We start from the raw sequence: 16,831 nt of genomic DNA on the forward strand, positions 1-16,831 counted from the left end.
GCCTACTTGACCAGGTCGGGGTGGTGGATCGCCGCGACGTCGGGGTGCGCGCGCATCCGGCTCTTGAGCACGTTCTCGCCGTAGGTGGTGAAGATCGGGTTCTCCGGGTCCACGGTGATGCCGGGGGCGTGCAGTTCCTCCGGAAGCGTGAGCACCGGGATGGTGGCATCCAGCGCCGGGCTGTAGAAGAACGGGATCGAGATGCGGTCGGTGCCGATCAGCGGGGAGATCACCCGGTGCACGGTGGCCTTGAGGTAGCCATCCGTGGCCACCTCGAGCAGTTCGCCGATGTTCACCACGAAGGCGCCGTCGAGCGGGGGAGCGTCGATCCACTCGCCGTCCTTCTCCACCTGCAGGCCGCCCTTGCCGGGCTCGACGAACAGCAGCGTGAGCACACCGGAGTCCTTGTGTGCGCCGACGCCCTGCTTGGGTGTGGGGTCTGACTTGCCGGGGTAGCGAACGATCTTGATCAGGGTCGACGGCTTCTCGGCGAAGGCAGCGTCGAAAACATCCTGCGGGGCGCCGAGGGAGAGCGCCCACGCCTGCATCAGCCGGAGGGCGACGTCATTGAGCTCGTCGCGCCACTGGGCCATGACCTCCTTGAGGGCTGGCAGGTTCTCCGGCCACTGGTTGGGGCCCTCGAGGCGCAGGTAGTCGGCGTCATCCGTCGTGAGCTCGAGCGCCGGGCGCTCCGCGCCGATGTCGATCTGCTCGCGCCAGTCCACCTTGCCCTGGGTGAGTTCGCCGCCCACCCGGGTGTAGCCGCGAAAATGCGGGCTCTTGAGGTTCTCGATGGCCATTTTGTCGTCTTCGGGCAGGTTGAAGAATGCCCGGGAGGTGGTCATGACACGTTTGATCAGCCCGGCCGGAACGCCATGGCCGGTGAGGTAGAAGAACCCGTATTCGTGGGTCACTTCGCGCAGCTCCGCACGGAACGCCGCGGCTTCCTCCGGGCCTGCGTCGAGCCTTGAGAGGTCGAGGATCGGCAGGGAGAGAGCGGCGGTGGGGGCGGCGGCTGAAGTTGTCATGACAACTATTCTGCCAACAACCGACACAAACCGACCGGGTGTTACAGCTGATTGCCGGGCTCGAAGATTCTGCGCGACGACGGCCGTTGGGCGCGGCCGCCTCGCAGGAAAAGCGGTTGAAGCGAGTTCAAGCGTCGGATTTGAGCAGGCAGCGTGCCGCCTTGATCTCCTCGGCGGTGCCCGGCTGCGCGCGAGCGGGGATTCCGAGCAGGATCGACCGGGCCGGGGCGTCCTTGGTGACGACGGCGTTGGCGCCCACGGTGCTCCACTCGCCCAGCGTGATGGGGCCGAGGATCTTGGCGCCGGCGCCCACGGTGACGCCGTCGAGCAGGTGGGGGTGGCGCCGGGTGCCGGGCACGTTGCCGTGCCGGCTCTTCCCGCCCAGAGTGACCCCGTGATAGAGCATCACGTCGTCGCCGACAACGGCGGTCTCGCCGATCACCACCCCCATGCCGTGGTCGATGAACAGGCGCCGGCCGATGATGGCACCGGGGTGGATCTCCACGCCGGTGAGGAACCTGGTGAACTGCGAGAGCAGACGGGCCGGCAGGCGGAGGTCTGCCAACCACAGCCGGTGAGTGACGCGGTAGGCCCACACGGCGTGCACACCGCTGTAGGCGAGCACGACCTCCGCCTTGCTGTGCGCGGCGGGGTCGTGCCTCTGCGCCATCGCGATGTCCTCGCGAACGCGTGCGAACACTCCCATGCCGGGCACCCTAGACGAGATCTTCGTAAAGCACAGTGCTGATGTACCGTTCGCCGAAGCCGGGCACGATCACGACGATGGTCTTGCCGGCGTTCTCGGGCAGCTTGGCCTGCTCCAGGGCAGCCCAGACCGCGGCGCCGCCGGAGATTCCGGCGAGGATGCCCTCGTCGGTGGCGAGTGCGCGGGCGGTGGCGACCGAGTCGGCGAGGGTCACATCGGTGACCTCGTCGTAGACGTGGGTGTCCAGCACGCTCGGCACGAAGTTGGCGCCGATGCCCTGGATCTTGTGCGGGCCTGGCGCACCGCCGTTGAGGATGGGGGAGTCCTTGGGCTCGACGCCGATGACGCGCACGGACGGCTTCCGCTCCTTGAGCAACTGGCCGGTGCCGGTGAGGGTACCGCCGGTGCCGATACCGGCCACGAGCAGGTCAACTGCGCCGTCGGTGTCGTCCCAGATCTCCACTCCCGTGGTGGCCTTGTGGATGGCGGGGTTGGCCGGGTTGTCGAACTGGCGGGCCCAGATCGCGCCCGGCGTGGCCGCGACGATTTCCTGAGCCGTTTCGACCGCGCCGCGCATGCCGGCGGCACCCGGCGTCAGCACGAGCTCCGCGCCGTACGCGCGCAGCAGGATCTTGCGCTCCTTGCTCATGGTCTCCGGCATCGCCAGGATCACCTTGTAGCCGCGGGCGGCGCCGACCATGGCCAGGGCGATGCCGGTGTTGCCGCTGGTGCCTTCAACGATGGTGCCGCCGGGCTTGAGCTCGCCCGACGCCTCGGCGGCATCCACGATGGCGATGCCGATGCGGTCCTTGACGCTGCTGGACGGGTTGTAGAACTCGAGCTTGGCGAGCACCGTCGCGGTGGAGGTGCCGGGCAGCCGGTTCAGTCTCACCATCGGGGTACCGCCGACGGTTTCGGTAATGTCTGAGTAGATCCGTGCGGACATCGGTAGACCTTTCCTGAGGGCTCACCAGGGAGCTTTGTGTTTCTGCGGAGGAGCCGCCGGGGTGGGTGACGCCGTAACGGGGTGCTCGACAGCTGGCCTTGTTCAGCCTAGAGCCCCGACGATGCTCAGGGAGGTGCGTAAGATTTCACTTTGTGACAGCTCCCAGCAACAACCCAGCTCCGCCTTCTCCAACCCCGACCACAGTCGACCGGGCTCGCGCCCACGCGGCCGCCACCCTTGGCCGGGCCGGCATCGACGACGCCGAGGTGGATGCCGACCTCCTGATCGGGCACATCCTCCGTCAGAGCCGGGGCCAGGTGCAGGCCGCCGCGATCCTGGGCACCCCACTGACCGAGACCGACGCGGCCGCCATCGCCACCCTCGTCGAACGCCGCGCCAAGCGTGAACCCCTGCAGCACATCACCGGCCGGGCGCCGTTCCGGTCCCTGGAGCTGAACGTCGGCCCCGGCGTCTTCGTGCCGCGCCCTGAGACCGAAGGCGTCGCCCAGATCGCCATCGACGCCCTGCGCTCGATGGCCGAGCCCGAACCCGTCGGCGTGGACCTCGGCACCGGCAGCGGCGCCATCGCCCTGGCCCTGGCCACCGAGGTGCCGCACGCCAGGGTGTTCGCCTGCGAGAACTCCCCGGACGCCTTCCCCTGGACCAGCCGCAACTTCGCCGAGGTTGGCGCCGAGAACGCCACCCTGGTGTTCGCCGACCTGGCCGACGCCTTCCCCGAACTCGACGGCACGGTGGCCGTGGTGGTCTCGAACCCGCCCTACATCCCGGCCGCCGCCATCCCGCGCGACCCGGAAGTGCGCCTGTTCGACCCCGCCCACGCCCTGTACGGCGGACCGGACGGCCTCGACGTGGTTCGCCTGGTCTCACAGACGGGCCTCCGCCTGCTGCGTGCCGGGGGAGTGCTCGCGATCGAGCACGGCGAACTGCAGGGCGCCGAGATCCGCGCGCTGCTGGACGCCGATGGCTGGCGGGCCACCGCCACCCACCGCGACCTGACCACCCGCGACCGCACCACAACGGCGCTGCGCCCGTGACCGCCGGACTCCGCCCGCTCGGAGAGACCGAACTCGCCGCGTGGCTGGTGTCCAGCGTCGCCGACTACACCGACGACCTCGAGGCCGCCGGGCTCAGCCGGGCCGCCGCCGAGAACAAGGCCGCCGAAGCCACTCGGCGCGAGTTCCCGCACGGCCGGCCCGCCCCCGGGCAGCGCGTCTATTCGATCAGGGTCGCCGACGAGCATGTCGGTGTGCTCTGGCTCTCCGCTGGCCCGGCCGACGACCTCACCAACTGGTGGATCCTCGACATCGTGGTGTTCGAACAGTTCAGGGGCCGCGGTCACGGCCGCCTGGCGATGTTGCTCGCCGAGGCCGAAGCCGCCCGACTGGGCGCCGCCAAACTCACCCTGAACGTCTTCGCCCGCAACGCCGTGGCCCGCGCCCTGTATACATCCCTCGACTACGAGCCCACCAAGATCGTGATGGAGAAAACCCTCGCCCCTTCCGCGAACTGAGAGAAAAGCACCGAAAACGCGCGTTTTCAGGGGCTTAGCTCACAGTTCGCGTGCCGTGGGTCGCCGGGGCCTCACAGGCGGGCTGCACTAGAATCGTGCCCGATGACACGTATCTATGATTGCTCGGTCGACGAGGAACGCTCGACCGGCATGCGACTGGCACGCTCGGCGATCGGCCGCGGCGCGCTCGTTGTCATCCCCACCGACACCGTCTACGGCGTGGCCGCGGACGCGTTCAACGCCGAGGCCGTGCAGCGGCTGCTGGATGCCAAGGGCCGCGACCGCACCTCGCCGCCTCCCGTGCTCATCCCGGGGATCCCCACCCTCGACGCGCTCGCCCAGGATGTGCCGGAGCCCGTGCGCGCCCTGGTCGCCGAATTCTGGCCCGGCGGACTCACCGTGGTGCTCATCGCGCAGCCGTCCCTGGTCTGGGACCTCGGCGACACCCGCGGCACGGTCGCGCTGCGGATGCCCCGCAACCAGGTGGCCCTTGACCTGCTGGCCGAGACCGGCCCGCTCGCCGTCTCCAGCGCCAACACCAGCGGCCAGCCCTCGGCCATCGACGTCATCGGCGCCGAAGAGATGCTCGGCGTGAGCGTCGCGGTCTATCTCGACGGGGGAGTGGCCGGCCTGGACTACGAACCGATCGGCGACCGCGCCGGCGACACCTCCTCCACAATCGTGGATGCGACCGGGTTCGCCACCAACGGCGGCAAACTCGTGATCGTGCGGAACGGTGTGATCTCCCGGGCAGCCATCGAGGCCGTCATCGGCGACGCCCTTGCACCGGTGGCCGAGTAATGACTCTTTTCGTCCTCTTGGCGCTCGTGTCGGCGGTCGTGACCTTCCTCATGTCGATCGTGGTGCTCAAGCTGACCCATAAGTACCGGCTGTACCCCAAGATCCGCGAACGCGACGTGCACACCCGCCCGACGCCCCGGCTGGGCGGTATCGCCATGTTCCTCGGCATCCTGGTCGCCTTCGGGGTCTCCTATCTGGTGGCCTCCCAGTTCGCACCCCTGCGGTTGATCTTCGCCGACCCGCACCAGATCATGGCCATTCTCGGCGCCGCCCTGCTGATCGTGCTTCTCGGTGTGGCCGACGACATCTGGGACCTCGACTGGATGACCAAACTGCTGGGCCAGTTCATTGCCGCGGGCCTGGTGGCCTGGCAGGGCGTGCAGGTCTTCTCGCTGCCCATCGGCGGCCTCACGGTGGGATCGTCCTGGATGTCCATCGTGATCACGGTCATGGCCATCGTCATCGTGATGAACATGATCAACTTCATCGACGGCCTGGACGGCCTGGTGGCCGGGGTCGCCCTGATCGCCAACGGTGTGTTCTTCATCTACAGCTACCTGTTGGTGCGCGACACCTCACCCACCAACTACTTCAACCTGGCCTCCCTCATCGCCGCGATCCTCGTCGGCGCCTGCGTGGGCTTCCTTCCGGTGAACTGGCACCCGGCCAAGATGTTCATGGGCGACGCCGGCGCCCTCCTGGTCGGCCTCCTGATGGCCACGTCGGCCATCGCGATCACCGGTCAGGTCGACCCGACGGCGATCAACCGGTCCCAGCTGTTCCCGGCCTTCATCCCGTTGATCCTGCCGGTGGCGATCCTGATCATCCCGCTGCTCGACTTCGGCCTGGCGGTGTTCCGGCGGGTGCGAGCCGGAAAATCGCCGTTCAGCGCCGACCGCAAACATCTGCATCACCGGCTGCTGGACATGGGGCACTCCCACCTGCACGCCGTGCTGATCTTCTACGGCTGGACCGCCGCCGCCTCGGTGGGCTGCCTCCTCTATTACGTGCTGCCGGTGTTCTTCGGACTGCCCACCTGGTGGGCCACGGTCTTCCTGGTGAGCGCCCTGGTCATCTGCACAGTGGTGACCCTCGCCCCGCTGAGCCGCCGCAAGGCCATCGAGGCCGCCAGCCAGCTCGCCCCGGCGACCGGCGCCATCGGCGTCCCGACCATTGCCCGGCTTGATCCCCTCGACGAGGCGTCTGACGCCAAGGAGCCCGTATGACCCCCGCACCTGTATCCCCCGATCTGCCCACGGCCGGCCCCCGGATCGTCCCCGTGGACGCCAAGAAGATCCTCACCGAGGTTCTCAAGTACACCGGCCTGCTCGCGATCGGGATCGCCGTCATCGGCGGCGGCCTCGGCTACCTGTTAGCCGGCACGAACGGCCTCATCAGCGCACTCATCGGAACAATCCTGGCCGTGCTGTTCGCCTCGATCACGGCGGGCAGCATCATCGGCGCCATGCGTTTCGACATCGCCGTGTTCTTTGGAATCGTGATGGGCGCCTGGCTGCTGAAGATCGTGGTCTTCATCGTGATCCTGGCGCTGCTCCGGGATGCGCCCTTCGTTCAGACGATGGTGCTCTTCCTCACCGTGATCGCCGGGGCGGTGGGCACCATGCTGATCGACGTGATCGTCGTTTTCCGCTCCCGTTTGGGTTACGCGAGTAATGTCGCCCTGCCGAGCGAAAACGACGACACCACGCCCAGACGGCGCGGTGACCTCGATTAGTCACAGCGAACGATTGTTGATAAAGTGAAAACACTCTCAGGTGGCAGTGTGCGCCCCCGAGCCCCTGACCGATATTCCCCCACTGTCGCCTTTGTGCGTCCGCACAGAAACAGGAGATAGCGCTGTTGCTTACCGCTGCGAACTTGCTGATTCCGATGGCTTCCGACGGCGAGTTCACCGCTCCTGGAATCGGAGAGTTCCTTGGGCTCCCCGCGCTGTTCTTCGAAGGCACCCCGTTCGAGATCAACCGCATCATCCTGGTGCGCCTGGTGGCCATCGGCCTCATGCTGCTCCTCTTCTGGATCGCCCTTCGGAAGCCGTCCCGGGTTCCCGGCCGTAACCAGAGCATCGCCGAACTGGCGCTCGGTTTCGTGCAGGTGCAGATCGCCGACCAGATCCTGGGCAAGGAAATGGGCCGGCGCTACCTGCCGCTGCTCGCCGGACTGTTCTTCGGCATCCTGGCCATGAACATCACCGGTGTGGTGCCGTTCATGAACATCTCGGGAACATCGATCATCGCGATGCCGCTGCTTCTCGGCCTCGTCGCCTACGTCGTGTTCATCTACGCGGGCATCAAGGCCCTGGGCCCGGGCAAGTTCTTCAAGAACTCGCTCTTCCCCGCCGGTGTGCCGTGGCCGATCTACATCCTGCTCGCGCCGATCGAGTTCATCAACATCTTCATCGTGCGGCCGCTCTCGCTGGCCCTGCGACTCCTGCTCAACATGATGGTCGGGCACCTCTTGCTCGTGCTGTGCTTCAGCGCCACGAACTTCTTCTTCTTCACCGCCGGTGGATGGGCCGGACTCTTCGGCGTGGGCACACTCGCGTTCGGGTTCATCTTCACCTTCGTTGAATTCGCCGTCTACATCCTCCAGGCGTACATCTTCACCCTCCTGACCGCCGTGTACGTGCAACAAGCCGTGGCTGAAGAGCACTGACACAACTGAACTGGCTACGTCGACCGACGTCGTTTTTCGATTGAAAGGAAACACCTAGTGGAACCCACCATCCTCGCCGAGATCACCGGCAACATTGCGACAGTCGGTTACGGACTCGCCGCGATCGGTCCCGGCATCGGCATCGGTATCGTCGCCGGAAAGACCGTTGAAGCCATGGCTCGCCAGCCTGAGCTCGCCGGCCGTCTCCAGGTCACCATGTTCCTCGGCATCGCGTTCACCGAGCTCCTCGCGTTCATCGGTGTTGCCGTATTCTTCATCTTCGTCTAGGGATTAGCACAATGCCTGAGCTTGTTCTCGCAGCGGAAGGGAACTCTAACCCGTTCCTTCCGGAAATCTACGACATCACCTGGTCGCTTGTCGTCCTCCTGGTTGTCATGGTCTTCTTTGTACGCTTCGCGATCCCGCGTTTCCGTCAGATCCTTGACGACCGTGCGGAGGCCATCGAAGGGAACATCGCCAAGGCAGACGACGCCCAGCGCAAGGCCGAAGCTGCTCTCGAGCAGTACACCGCCCAGCTGGCTGTCGCTCGCGTCGAAGCCGGCCAGATCCGCGAGCAGGCACGTGCCGACGGTCAGCGCATCCTCGCCGAGCTGCGGGAACAGGCCACTTCTGAGGCCAACCGCATCACGGCAGCCGCTAAGGCGCAGATCGAGGCCGAACGTCAGGCCGCCGTTCTGTCGCTCCGCAGCGAAGTGGGCAGCCTGGCCATCGACCTCGCCTCCGGTGTCATCGGCGAGAGCCTGAACGACGATGCGCGTGCAAGCGCCATGGTTGAGCGGTTCCTCGCAGACATCGAAGCCACCGAGAACACGGCCCCTTCGGCCGGAAAGAACTAAGACACATGGGAAGCGCCACCAGAGAAGCCTTGGCCACGTCGCGGGCGGCCCTCGCCGCCCACGCTGACTGGGCTGATCTGGCGACGGGTGAGAACCTGTTCGACGCAGGCCGAGTCATCGGTGACTCTTCGCAGTTGCTCGCCGCACTCGGCGACGCGTCCGCGGAAACGTCCCAGAAGGTTGCGCTCGTTCGTGCGATCTTCGGTGCCACGCTCACGCCCGCCGCTCTCGAGCTGCTGCTGTCGGTCGCGGCCGGCCGGTGGTCAAGCCAGCAGGACCTGCTGGCCGCCATCGAGGAGCTCGCGTTGCGCGTGAGCGCGGACTCGGCAGCGCCGGACGTGTCGATTCGATCCGAGCTGTTCCTCTTCGGTGCGGCGGTGTCCTCGGACGCCGAACTCGAATTGGCGTTGACCAGCAAGCTGGGTAAGTCCTCAGCCAAGGTCGGCCTTATCCAGGCGCTCCTGTCCGGCAAGGTGTCGCCCCAGACCCTCGCCATCGTTCGGCACCTGGTACAGCAGCCTCGCGGCCGCCGCATCGGCGAACTGCTCACGGATGCGGCGACGATCGTTGCCGATCAGGCCGACAGCATCATCGCAACGGTCACCGTGGCGGCAGCGCTGCAGCCGGGGCAGCGGGACCGCCTCGCGGCGACGCTCTCGACCCGTTACGGACGCAAGGTCGCCCTCAACGAGGTCATCGACGCATCCGTCGTCGGCGGCCTGAAAGTACAGATCGGCGACGACGTCATCGACGGCAGCGTCGCCACCCGTCTCAAGGACCTGAGACTGCAGCTTGCTGGGTAACCTCCGGGTTGCCCAGAACACACAAACCTCGAGACGGTAACGTGTCGAAAAGACAAAGCCTGTACTGCTGTACAGAAAAGGGAAGATGATGGCAGAACTAACGATCAGCCCCGATGAGATCCGTAACGCTCTCCAGGACTTCGTGAAGTCCTATGAGCCGAACAAGGCCGCTACCACCGAGGTCGGCTACGTCAGCACCGCGGGCGATGGCATCGCCCACGTGCAGGGTCTCCCCGGCGTGATGGCCAACGAGCTCATCAAGTTCGCGGACGGCACCCTCGGCCTCGCGCTGAACCTCGACGAAGATGAGATCGGTGTTGTCGTCCTCGGCGAGTTCGCCGGCATCGTCGAAGGCATGGAGGTGTACCGCACCGGCGAGGTCCTCTCCGTACCCGTCGGCGACGGCTACCTCGGGCGCGTCGTCGACCCGCTCGGCGCCCCGATCGACGGTCTTGGTGAGATCGCGACCGACGGTCGTCGTGCCCTCGAGCTGCAGGCGCCCGGCGTCATGCACCGCAAGAGCGTGCACGAACCGATGCAGACCGGCATCAAAGCCATCGACGCCATGATCCCGATCGGCCGTGGCCAGCGCCAGCTGATCATCGGTGACCGCCAGACCGGCAAGACCGCCATCGCGGTGGACACCATCATCAACCAGAAGGCCAACTGGGATTCCGGCGACACCAACAAGCAGGTCCGCTGCATCTACGTCGCCATCGGCCAGAAGGGCTCCACCATCGCTTCGGTGAAGGGTGCCCTCGAGGACGCAGGAGCGATGGAGTACACGACCATCGTCGCGGCCCCCGCCTCCGACCCGGCCGGCTTCAAGTACCTCGCCCCGTACACCGGCTCGGCCATCGGCCAGCACTGGATGTACGCCGGCAAGCACGTCCTCATCGTCTTCGACGACCTGTCCAAGCAGGCCGAGGCCTACCGTGCGGTGTCGCTCTTGCTGCGTCGCCCGCCGGGACGCGAAGCGTACCCCGGCGACGTGTTCTACCTGCACTCCCGTCTGCTCGAGCGTTGTGCCAAGCTTTCCGACGAGCTCGGCGCCGGATCGATGACCGGACTGCCGATCATCGAAACCAAGGCCAACGACGTCGCCGCGTATATCCCGACCAACGTGATCTCGATCACCGACGGCCAGATCTTCCTGCAGTCCGACCTCTTCAACGCCAACCAGCGCCCAGCGGTCGACGTGGGAATCTCGGTCTCCCGAGTCGGCGGTGACGCCCAGGTCAAGTCGATCAAGAAGGTCTCCGGTACCCTCAAGCTCGAACTGGCCCAGTACCGCTCGCTCGAGGCATTCTCGATGTTCGCGTCGGACCTCGACCCGGCCAGCCGTCGCCAGCTTGCTCGTGGTGCCCGCCTGACCGAGCTGCTCAAGCAGCCGCAATACTCGCCGTACCCGGTCGAAGACCAGGTCGTCTCGATCTGGGCCGGCACCAACGGCAAGCTCGACGAGGTTCCCCTCGAAGACATCCTGCGTTTTGAGCGCGAACTGCTCGACTTCCTGGGACGTACCACCGGCATCCTCACCACGCTGCGGGAGACCAACGTGCTCAGCGACGATACTGTCGCCGAGCTGACCGGCGCGATCGACACCTTCAAGCATGAATTCCAGACCGGTGAGGGCAAGCCCCTCGCCTCCGTCGGTCGCGAAGAGTTCGTCGCGACGAAGGAAGAAGACGTCAACCAGGAAAAGATCGTCAAGCACAAGCGCTGACCGCGCTCTCAGGTTCGCGGCGCCCAGGCAGCGCGAACCTGAGGTTCTTGACACTCATCGACACAATATCTAAGCAAGCACAGGAGACACATGGGAGCGCAACTTCGGGTCTACCGGCAGAAGATCAAGTCTGCCCAGACGACCAAGAAGATCACTCGGGCCATGGAGCTGATCTCCGCTTCGCGCATCCAGAAGGCGCAGGCGCGGGTTGCGGCTTCCACCCCGTATTCGCGTGCGATCACGCAGGCGGTCTCGGCGGTCGCCACCTACTCGAACGTGGAGCACGTGCTGACCACCGAGCCCGAGGTCATCGACCGTGCCGCGGTCGTCATCTTCGCCTCCGACCGTGGCCTCGCGGGAGCGTTCAGCTCCCAGGTGCTGCGGGAGGCTGAGCAGCTCAGCGAGCTGCTGCGCAGCCAGGGCAAGGACGTCGTCTACTACCTGGTCGGACGGAAGGCTTTGGCGTACTTCAGCTTCCGCCGTCGCGTTTCCGAACAGTCCTGGACCGGCGGCACCGACCGTCCGGAATTCGACACCGCCCAGGAAATCGGCGACGCGTTGCTCTCGGCCTTCCTTCGCGGAGCCGACGACGGTGGCGTCGATGAGATCCACATCGTCTACAACCGTTTCGTGAGCATGGTCACCCAGGTTCCCCAGGTCGTTCGCCTGCTGCCGCTGGAGGTCGTCGAGGGTGAAGCCAGCGACGTTCCCTCCACGTTGCCGCTGTACGAATTCGAGCCGGACCCCGAGACCGTCCTCGACGCGTTGCTGCCCGTGTACATCGAAAGCCGCATCTTCAACGCCATGTTGCAGTCCGCGGCGTCGGAGCACGCCAGCCGTCAGAAGGCCATGAAGTCGGCCAGCGACAACGCAGACAAGCTCATCAAGGACTTCACGCGCTTGTCGAACAACGCGCGCCAGACCGAGATCACGCAGCAGATTTCCGAGATCGTGGGTGGAGCCGACGCGCTCTCATCCGCCAAGAACTAACCCAGAGAAGAGAGAGCAATGACTGACACCGCAATCGCGCCAGTCCTCGCGGAGGACACGGCAGGCGCTGTGGGCCGGATCGCCCGCGTAACGGGACCCGTGGTGGACATCGAGTTCCCGCACGACTCGATCCCTGGCATGTACAACGCGCTCAAGACGACCATCGTCATTGGCGACGAGTCGAACGAGATCACCCTCGAGGTCGCACTGCACCTCGGCGACGACCTGGTGCGCGCCATCGCCCTGAACCCGACCGACGGCCTCGTCCGCGGTCAGGAGGTCCGGGACACCGGCTCGCCCATCATGGTTCCGGTCGGCAACGTCACCAAGGGTCGCGTCTTCAACGTCATCGGGGAGGTCCTCAACGCCAAGCCCGGCGAGAAGATCGAGATCACCGAGCGCTGGCCCATCCACCGCAAGCCACCGCCCTTCGACCAGCTGGAGTCCAAGACCCAGCTGTTCGAGACGGGCATCAAGGTCATCGACCTGCTCACGCCGTATGTTCTCGGTGGAAAGATCGGCCTCTTCGGTGGTGCCGGTGTCGGCAAGACCGTCCTGATCCAGGAGATGATCCAGCGCGTCGCGCAGGACCACGGTGGTGTGTCGGTGTTCGCCGGAGTCGGCGAGCGTACCCGTGAGGGCAACGACCTCATCGGCGAAATGGAAGAGGCCGGCGTCTTCGACAAGACCGCCCTCGTATTCGGCCAGATGGACGAGCCGCCGGGAACGCGTCTGCGTGTCGCGCTCTCCGCGCTGACCATGGCGGAGTACTTCCGTGACGTCGCCAAGCAGGACGTGTTGCTCTTCATCGACAACATCTTCCGCTTCACCCAGGCCGGTTCGGAGGTGTCGACCCTGCTGGGCCGCATGCCCTCCGCCGTGGGTTACCAGCCGAACCTGGCCGACGAGATGGGCATCCTGCAGGAGCGCATCACGTCGACCCGTGGCCACTCGATCACCTCGCTGCAGGCCATCTACGTGCCCGCAGACGACTACACCGACCCGGCCCCGGCGACCACCTTCGCGCACCTCGACGCCACCACCGAGCTCTCCCGTGAGATCGCGTCGAAGGGCCTGTACCCGGCCGTCGACCCGCTGACCTCGTCCAGCCGTATCCTCGACCCCCGCTACTTGGGTGCCGACCACTACAACACGGCCGTTCGTGTCAAGGCGATCCTGCAGAAGAACAAGGAACTCCAGGAGATCATCGCGATCCTCGGTGTTGACGAGCTCTCTGAAGAAGACAAGGTGACCGTGGCCCGCGCCCGGCGCATCCAGCAGTTCCTGTCGCAGAACACCTACATGGCGAAGAAGTTCACCGGCGTCGAGGGTTCGACGGTGTCGCTCAAGGACACCATCGAGTCGTTCACGGCCATCGCCAACGGTGACTTCGACCACGTGTCGGAGCAGGCCTTCTTCAACGTCGGTGGTATCGGCGACGTCGAAGAGAAGTGGGCTCAGATCCAGAAGGAGAACGGCTAAGCATGGCTTCGGCTTCGCTCACCGTGACTCTCGTCTCGGCGGACCAGCAGGTTTGGTCCGGCGAGGCGTCCATGGTTGTCGCGCGCACGGTGGAAGGCGAGATCGGTATACTCGTCGGCCACGAGCCGTTGCTGGCCATCCTGTCCAGCGGCGAGGTGCGCATCACCCTGCTCGACGGCACCAAGGTCGTCGCCGAGGCTGACGACGGGTTCCTGTCGGTGGACAACGACATCATTTCCGTCGTCGCCCGTCGCGCCGCCCTCGTGTAGGCGCCGCCTCATTTAGGACACTCTTGTTTGTACTGTTACCGCCGTCGGAGACGAAACGCTCCGGCGGCGTTTTCATGCCCTTGGTGCTGGACTCCCTGGCCTTCCCCGCCCTGACCGAGCGCCGTCGGGTGCTCTCCGGCGCCCTCGCGGCGCTGGCCGCCGACCAGGATGCCACGGTGCGGGCGCTCAAGCTCGGCCGCACCCAGCTGGCCGAGATCGACCGCAACGCCGCGCTGCTGTCGTCGCCGACGACCCCGGTCATCGACCGGTACACCGGCGTGCTCTACGACGCCCTGGATGCCCAGACGCTGTCGACGGCTGCCCGCGCCTTCGCCGGCCGGCATCTGCTGGTGCACTCCGCGCTGCTCGGCCCGGTCGGCGGGCTGGACCTCGTGCCCGCCTACAGGCTCTCGCACGACTCCCGGCTGCCCGGGCTGGGGCTCAAGAAGCACTGGGCAGCTGACGTGTCCCTGGCGCTCGAGTCGTCGCCTGGGCTGCTGCTCGACCTGCGGTCGGAGGGCTACGTGTCCCTCGGGCCGGCGGCGGCGCACCCGGACCGGTTCTTCCTGCGCGTGGTCACCGAGAGCAGCGATGGGCACGTCCGAGCCCTCAACCACTTCAACAAGAAAGCCAAGGGTGTTCTCACCCGGGCGCTGCTGCAGAACGGCCAGGACTTCGACACCGTGGACGGTCTGCTGGAGTGGGCACCGACGGCCGGACTGACCCTGCGTCCCGGCGCCGCCGGGGAACTCCAGCTCGTGGTCGACGGGCACCTCTAGTATGAACTCGTGCAGAGACAACGAGTAAACGTCACCGTCACCGGCGCCGGGGGCAATATCGGCTACGCGCTGATGTTCCGCATCGCCTCCGGCCAGCTGCTCGGGCCCGACGTGCCCGTCGCGCTTCGCCTGCTGGAGATCCCCAGCGGGCTGCAGGCCGCTGAGGGCAGCGCGTTCGAGCTGCAGGACAGCGCCTTCCCGCTGCTGCGCGACGTGGTCGTGACCGATGACCCGGTGCGGGCCTTCGACGGCGCGAACGTGGCCATCCTGGTGGGTTCGCGGCCCCGCGGCCCCGGCCAGCAGCGCGCGGACCTGCTCGAGGGCAACGCCAGGATCTTCGGCCCGCAGGGCGCCGCGATCAACGCCGGCGCCGCCGACGACATCCGCGTGGTCGTCGTGGGCAACCCGGCCAACACGAACGCCTTGGTGGCCGCCAGCCACGCACCGGATGTTCCCGCCGACCGGTTCACCGCGCTCACCCGGTTGGACCACAACCGCGCCGTCGCCCAAATCGCCGCGCACCTGGCGGTGCCGGTCACCGCGGTGACCGGAGTCGCGATCTGGGGCAACCACTCCGCCCTGCAATACCCCGACGTGTCGCACGCCACCGTCGACGGACGCCCGGTGCGGGACCTCGTCGACGCGGCCTGGCTGGTGAACGAGTTCATTCCGCGGGTGGCCAACCGCGGTGCGGAGATCATCAAGGTGCGCGGGGCGTCGTCGATGGGGTCGGCCGCCAGCGCCACCGTCGACCACGTCTACGACTGGGTGAACGGCACCCGTGACGACTGGACCAGCGCCGGGGTGGTCTCAGACGGCTCCTACGGGGTGCCGGCCGGTCTGGTGTCCTCCTACCCGGTGCGTTCCCTCGGCGGCCGCTGGGCGATCGAGCCCGGGCTGAGCATCGACGCCTTCTCCCGTGCCCGCATCGACGTGTCCATCGCCGACCTGGAGGCGGAGCGGGCCGCGGTCAGCGAGTTGGGGCTGCTCGGTCCGCGGGAATCCGCCTACACCGGCGCGAGGTGGCACCCGGCCACGTGATCGTTCACGAGGCCGCTGGACTGCATCAGCGCGTACATCGTGGTGGGGCCCACAAACTTGAAGCCGCGCGCCCGGAGCGCCTTGCTGAGCGCCGCGGACTCCGGCGTGATCGCCGGCACCTCGGCCAGGTCACGCAGCGGAGCCGGCCGCGGCGTCGGCGCGAAGCTCCAGATCAGCTCGGCCAGGCTTTCGCCCAGCGCCAGCGTGGTGCGGGCGTTGTCGATGGTGGCGGTGATCTTGCCCCGGTGCCGGATGATGCGCTCGTCACCGAGCAGCCGCTCGACATCCGCTTCGGTGAACGCGGCCACGGCGTGAACGTCGAAGCCGGCGAATGCAGAACGGAACGCCGGCCGGCGCCGCAGGATCGTGATCCAGGACAGTCCGGCCTGGAAACCCTCCAGGCAGAGCTTCTCGAACAGTCGCTGCTCGTCGTGCAACGGCCGGCCCCACTCCTCGTCGTGGTACCGCCGGTACTCCGCGTCGTGAGCGGCCCAGCCGCATCGCGCCACACCGTCGTCGCCGAGGATGACCGAGGCCCTGGTCGCCGGGGCCGTTTCTGCGCTCATCCGACGTACTCGATGCCCTCGTGCCGCAGCAGCCACTGCTTGGTGGGGATGCCCTCACCGGCGCTGAACCCGGTGATGCGGCCGTTGGAGGCGAGCACCCGGTGGCAGCCCACCAGGATCGGCGCCGGGTTCGCGCCCACAGCGCCGCCGATGGCGCGGCCCGCGCCGCTCTTGCCGATGGAACGACCCAGCTCGCCGTAGGAGAGGTGATCGCCGAAGGGGATCGCAGCCAGGCCCCGCCAGACGCTTCGCTGGAACTCTGTGCCGCGGTTCAGCCGCACGGGAACGTCGAAGGTCACTCGGATGCCGGCGAAGTACTCGCTGAGCTGGGTGGCCGCACGCTCGAGCACGGCGTTGGGAGCCTCGACCAGGCCCTCCAGCGGCAGGTGGCCGCCGCGGATGATGGCCAGTGACCAGACCTCATCGTCGTCGCCGGTGAGTTCGAGGTCGCCGAGCGGGCTCGGCACGCGAACCAGGTTCGGGGGAGTGAGGGCTGGGTTGTTCAGACTGTGGCTGTTCATAGTGTGACTGTAGTCGGCGGTGAGTCCGGGCTCCGGCGGGAATCGGACACAGGAATCTGCGGCCGGATCGCGGCCTGTGGAGGAGGGGCCCGAACATGGTCAAACCAAGGCC

The 16,831-nt window shown here is 66.8% G+C and carries 20 protein-coding genes; 15 read left to right on the top strand and 5 right to left on the bottom strand.

Annotated elements, in window-relative coordinates:
• Positions 1-2 precede the first annotated feature (2 nt).
• The 3 genes from BJQ95_RS03925 to cysK form a co-directional block, all read right to left on the bottom strand.
• Positions 3-1,028, bottom strand: coding sequence for an isopenicillin N synthase family oxygenase (locus BJQ95_RS03925; RefSeq protein WP_130177857.1), 1,026 nt, complete (start codon positions 1,026-1,028; stop codon positions 3-5).
• 127 nt (positions 1,029-1,155) lie between these two features.
• Positions 1,156-1,734, bottom strand: coding sequence for a serine O-acetyltransferase EpsC (gene epsC / locus BJQ95_RS03930; protein ID WP_130177858.1), 579 nt, complete (start codon positions 1,732-1,734; stop codon positions 1,156-1,158).
• Positions 1,735-1,744: 10 nt separating this feature from the next.
• A complete protein-coding gene (gene cysK / locus BJQ95_RS03935) occupies positions 1,745-2,680 on the bottom strand; it encodes a cysteine synthase A (RefSeq protein ID WP_130177859.1) in 936 nt (311 codons plus the stop codon).
• A 152-nt stretch (positions 2,681-2,832) separates the two neighbouring features.
• Here cysK and prmC point away from each other — a divergent pair, with 152 nt between their 5' ends.
• The 15 genes from prmC to BJQ95_RS04010 all read left to right on the top strand — a co-directional run bounded on the left by prmC (position 2,833) and on the right by BJQ95_RS04010 (position 15,632).
• Positions 2,833-3,735, top strand: a complete 903-nt coding sequence (gene prmC / locus BJQ95_RS03940; protein ID WP_130177860.1) for a peptide chain release factor N(5)-glutamine methyltransferase — start codon at positions 2,833-2,835, stop codon at positions 3,733-3,735.
• Positions 3,732-4,211 (top strand): N-acetyltransferase, encoded by a 480-nt coding sequence (locus BJQ95_RS03945; RefSeq protein ID WP_165384936.1) that lies wholly within the window; start codon positions 3,732-3,734, stop codon positions 4,209-4,211. Before prmC ends, BJQ95_RS03945 begins: the two co-directional genes overlap by 4 nt.
• Before the next feature lie 102 nt (positions 4,212-4,313).
• Positions 4,314-5,012: an L-threonylcarbamoyladenylate synthase gene (locus tag BJQ95_RS03950; RefSeq protein ID WP_130177862.1), complete on the top strand. Its 699-nt coding sequence runs from the start codon at positions 4,314-4,316 to the stop codon at positions 5,010-5,012.
• Positions 5,012-6,238 carry an MraY family glycosyltransferase gene (locus BJQ95_RS03955; RefSeq protein WP_130177863.1) on the top strand — a complete coding sequence of 409 codons (1,227 nt, stop codon included), beginning with the start codon at positions 5,012-5,014 and terminating at the stop codon, positions 6,236-6,238. The genes BJQ95_RS03950 and BJQ95_RS03955 overlap by 1 nt, the downstream gene beginning before the upstream one ends.
• Positions 6,235-6,747, top strand: a complete 513-nt coding sequence (locus BJQ95_RS03960; protein ID WP_130177864.1) for a hypothetical protein — start codon at positions 6,235-6,237, stop codon at positions 6,745-6,747. Before BJQ95_RS03955 ends, BJQ95_RS03960 begins: the two co-directional genes overlap by 4 nt.
• Before the next feature lie 155 nt (positions 6,748-6,902).
• Positions 6,903-7,685: a F0F1 ATP synthase subunit A gene (gene atpB / locus BJQ95_RS03965; protein ID WP_130177865.1), complete on the top strand. Its 783-nt coding sequence runs from the start codon at positions 6,903-6,905 to the stop codon at positions 7,683-7,685.
• 57 nt (positions 7,686-7,742) lie between these two features.
• On the top strand, positions 7,743-7,973 hold the full coding sequence (gene atpE, locus BJQ95_RS03970; protein WP_088455448.1) for an ATP synthase F0 subunit C: 231 nt from the start codon (positions 7,743-7,745) through the stop codon (positions 7,971-7,973).
• 11 nt (positions 7,974-7,984) lie between these two features.
• The gene (locus BJQ95_RS03975) at positions 7,985-8,542 is read left to right on the top strand and encodes a F0F1 ATP synthase subunit B (RefSeq protein ID WP_130177866.1); all 558 of its coding nucleotides are present in this window, start codon (positions 7,985-7,987) and stop codon (positions 8,540-8,542) included.
• 5 nt (positions 8,543-8,547) lie between these two features.
• The gene (locus tag BJQ95_RS03980; protein WP_130177867.1) at positions 8,548-9,345 is read left to right on the top strand and encodes a F0F1 ATP synthase subunit delta; all 798 of its coding nucleotides are present in this window, start codon (positions 8,548-8,550) and stop codon (positions 9,343-9,345) included.
• Positions 9,346-9,433: 88 nt separating this feature from the next.
• Positions 9,434-11,071 (top strand): F0F1 ATP synthase subunit alpha, encoded by a 1,638-nt coding sequence (atpA, locus tag BJQ95_RS03985; protein ID WP_130177884.1) that lies wholly within the window; start codon positions 9,434-9,436, stop codon positions 11,069-11,071.
• A 90-nt stretch (positions 11,072-11,161) separates the two neighbouring features.
• On the top strand, positions 11,162-12,061 hold the full coding sequence (locus tag BJQ95_RS03990; RefSeq protein ID WP_130177868.1) for a F0F1 ATP synthase subunit gamma: 900 nt from the start codon (positions 11,162-11,164) through the stop codon (positions 12,059-12,061).
• A gap of 18 nt (positions 12,062-12,079) precedes the next feature.
• Positions 12,080-13,543: a F0F1 ATP synthase subunit beta gene (gene atpD, locus BJQ95_RS03995; RefSeq protein ID WP_130177869.1), complete on the top strand. Its 1,464-nt coding sequence runs from the start codon at positions 12,080-12,082 to the stop codon at positions 13,541-13,543.
• Between the two features lie 2 nt (positions 13,544-13,545).
• Positions 13,546-13,812, top strand: coding sequence for a F0F1 ATP synthase subunit epsilon (locus BJQ95_RS04000; RefSeq protein WP_103431195.1), 267 nt, complete (start codon positions 13,546-13,548; stop codon positions 13,810-13,812).
• A gap of 74 nt (positions 13,813-13,886) precedes the next feature.
• Positions 13,887-14,591: a YaaA family protein gene (locus BJQ95_RS04005; RefSeq protein ID WP_370688367.1), complete on the top strand. Its 705-nt coding sequence runs from the start codon at positions 13,887-13,889 to the stop codon at positions 14,589-14,591.
• 72 nt (positions 14,592-14,663) lie between these two features.
• Positions 14,664-15,632, top strand: coding sequence for a malate dehydrogenase (locus tag BJQ95_RS04010; RefSeq protein WP_240694759.1), 969 nt, complete (start codon positions 14,664-14,666; stop codon positions 15,630-15,632).
• Here BJQ95_RS04010 and BJQ95_RS04015 read toward each other — a convergent pair.
• Entirely contained in the window at positions 15,599-16,198 is a 600-nt protein-coding gene (locus BJQ95_RS04015) for a DNA-3-methyladenine glycosylase I (protein ID WP_130177872.1), read from the bottom strand. The genes BJQ95_RS04010 and BJQ95_RS04015 overlap by 34 nt on opposite strands.
• Positions 16,195-16,719, bottom strand: a complete 525-nt coding sequence (locus BJQ95_RS04020) for a methylated-DNA--[protein]-cysteine S-methyltransferase (RefSeq protein WP_130177873.1) — start codon at positions 16,717-16,719, stop codon at positions 16,195-16,197. Before BJQ95_RS04020 ends, BJQ95_RS04015 begins: the two co-directional genes overlap by 4 nt.
• Positions 16,720-16,831 lie beyond the last annotated feature (112 nt).

Source organism: Cryobacterium sp. SO1, from assembly GCF_004210215.2.
In the GTDB taxonomy this organism is placed as follows: domain Bacteria; phylum Actinomycetota; class Actinomycetes; order Actinomycetales; family Microbacteriaceae; genus Cryobacterium.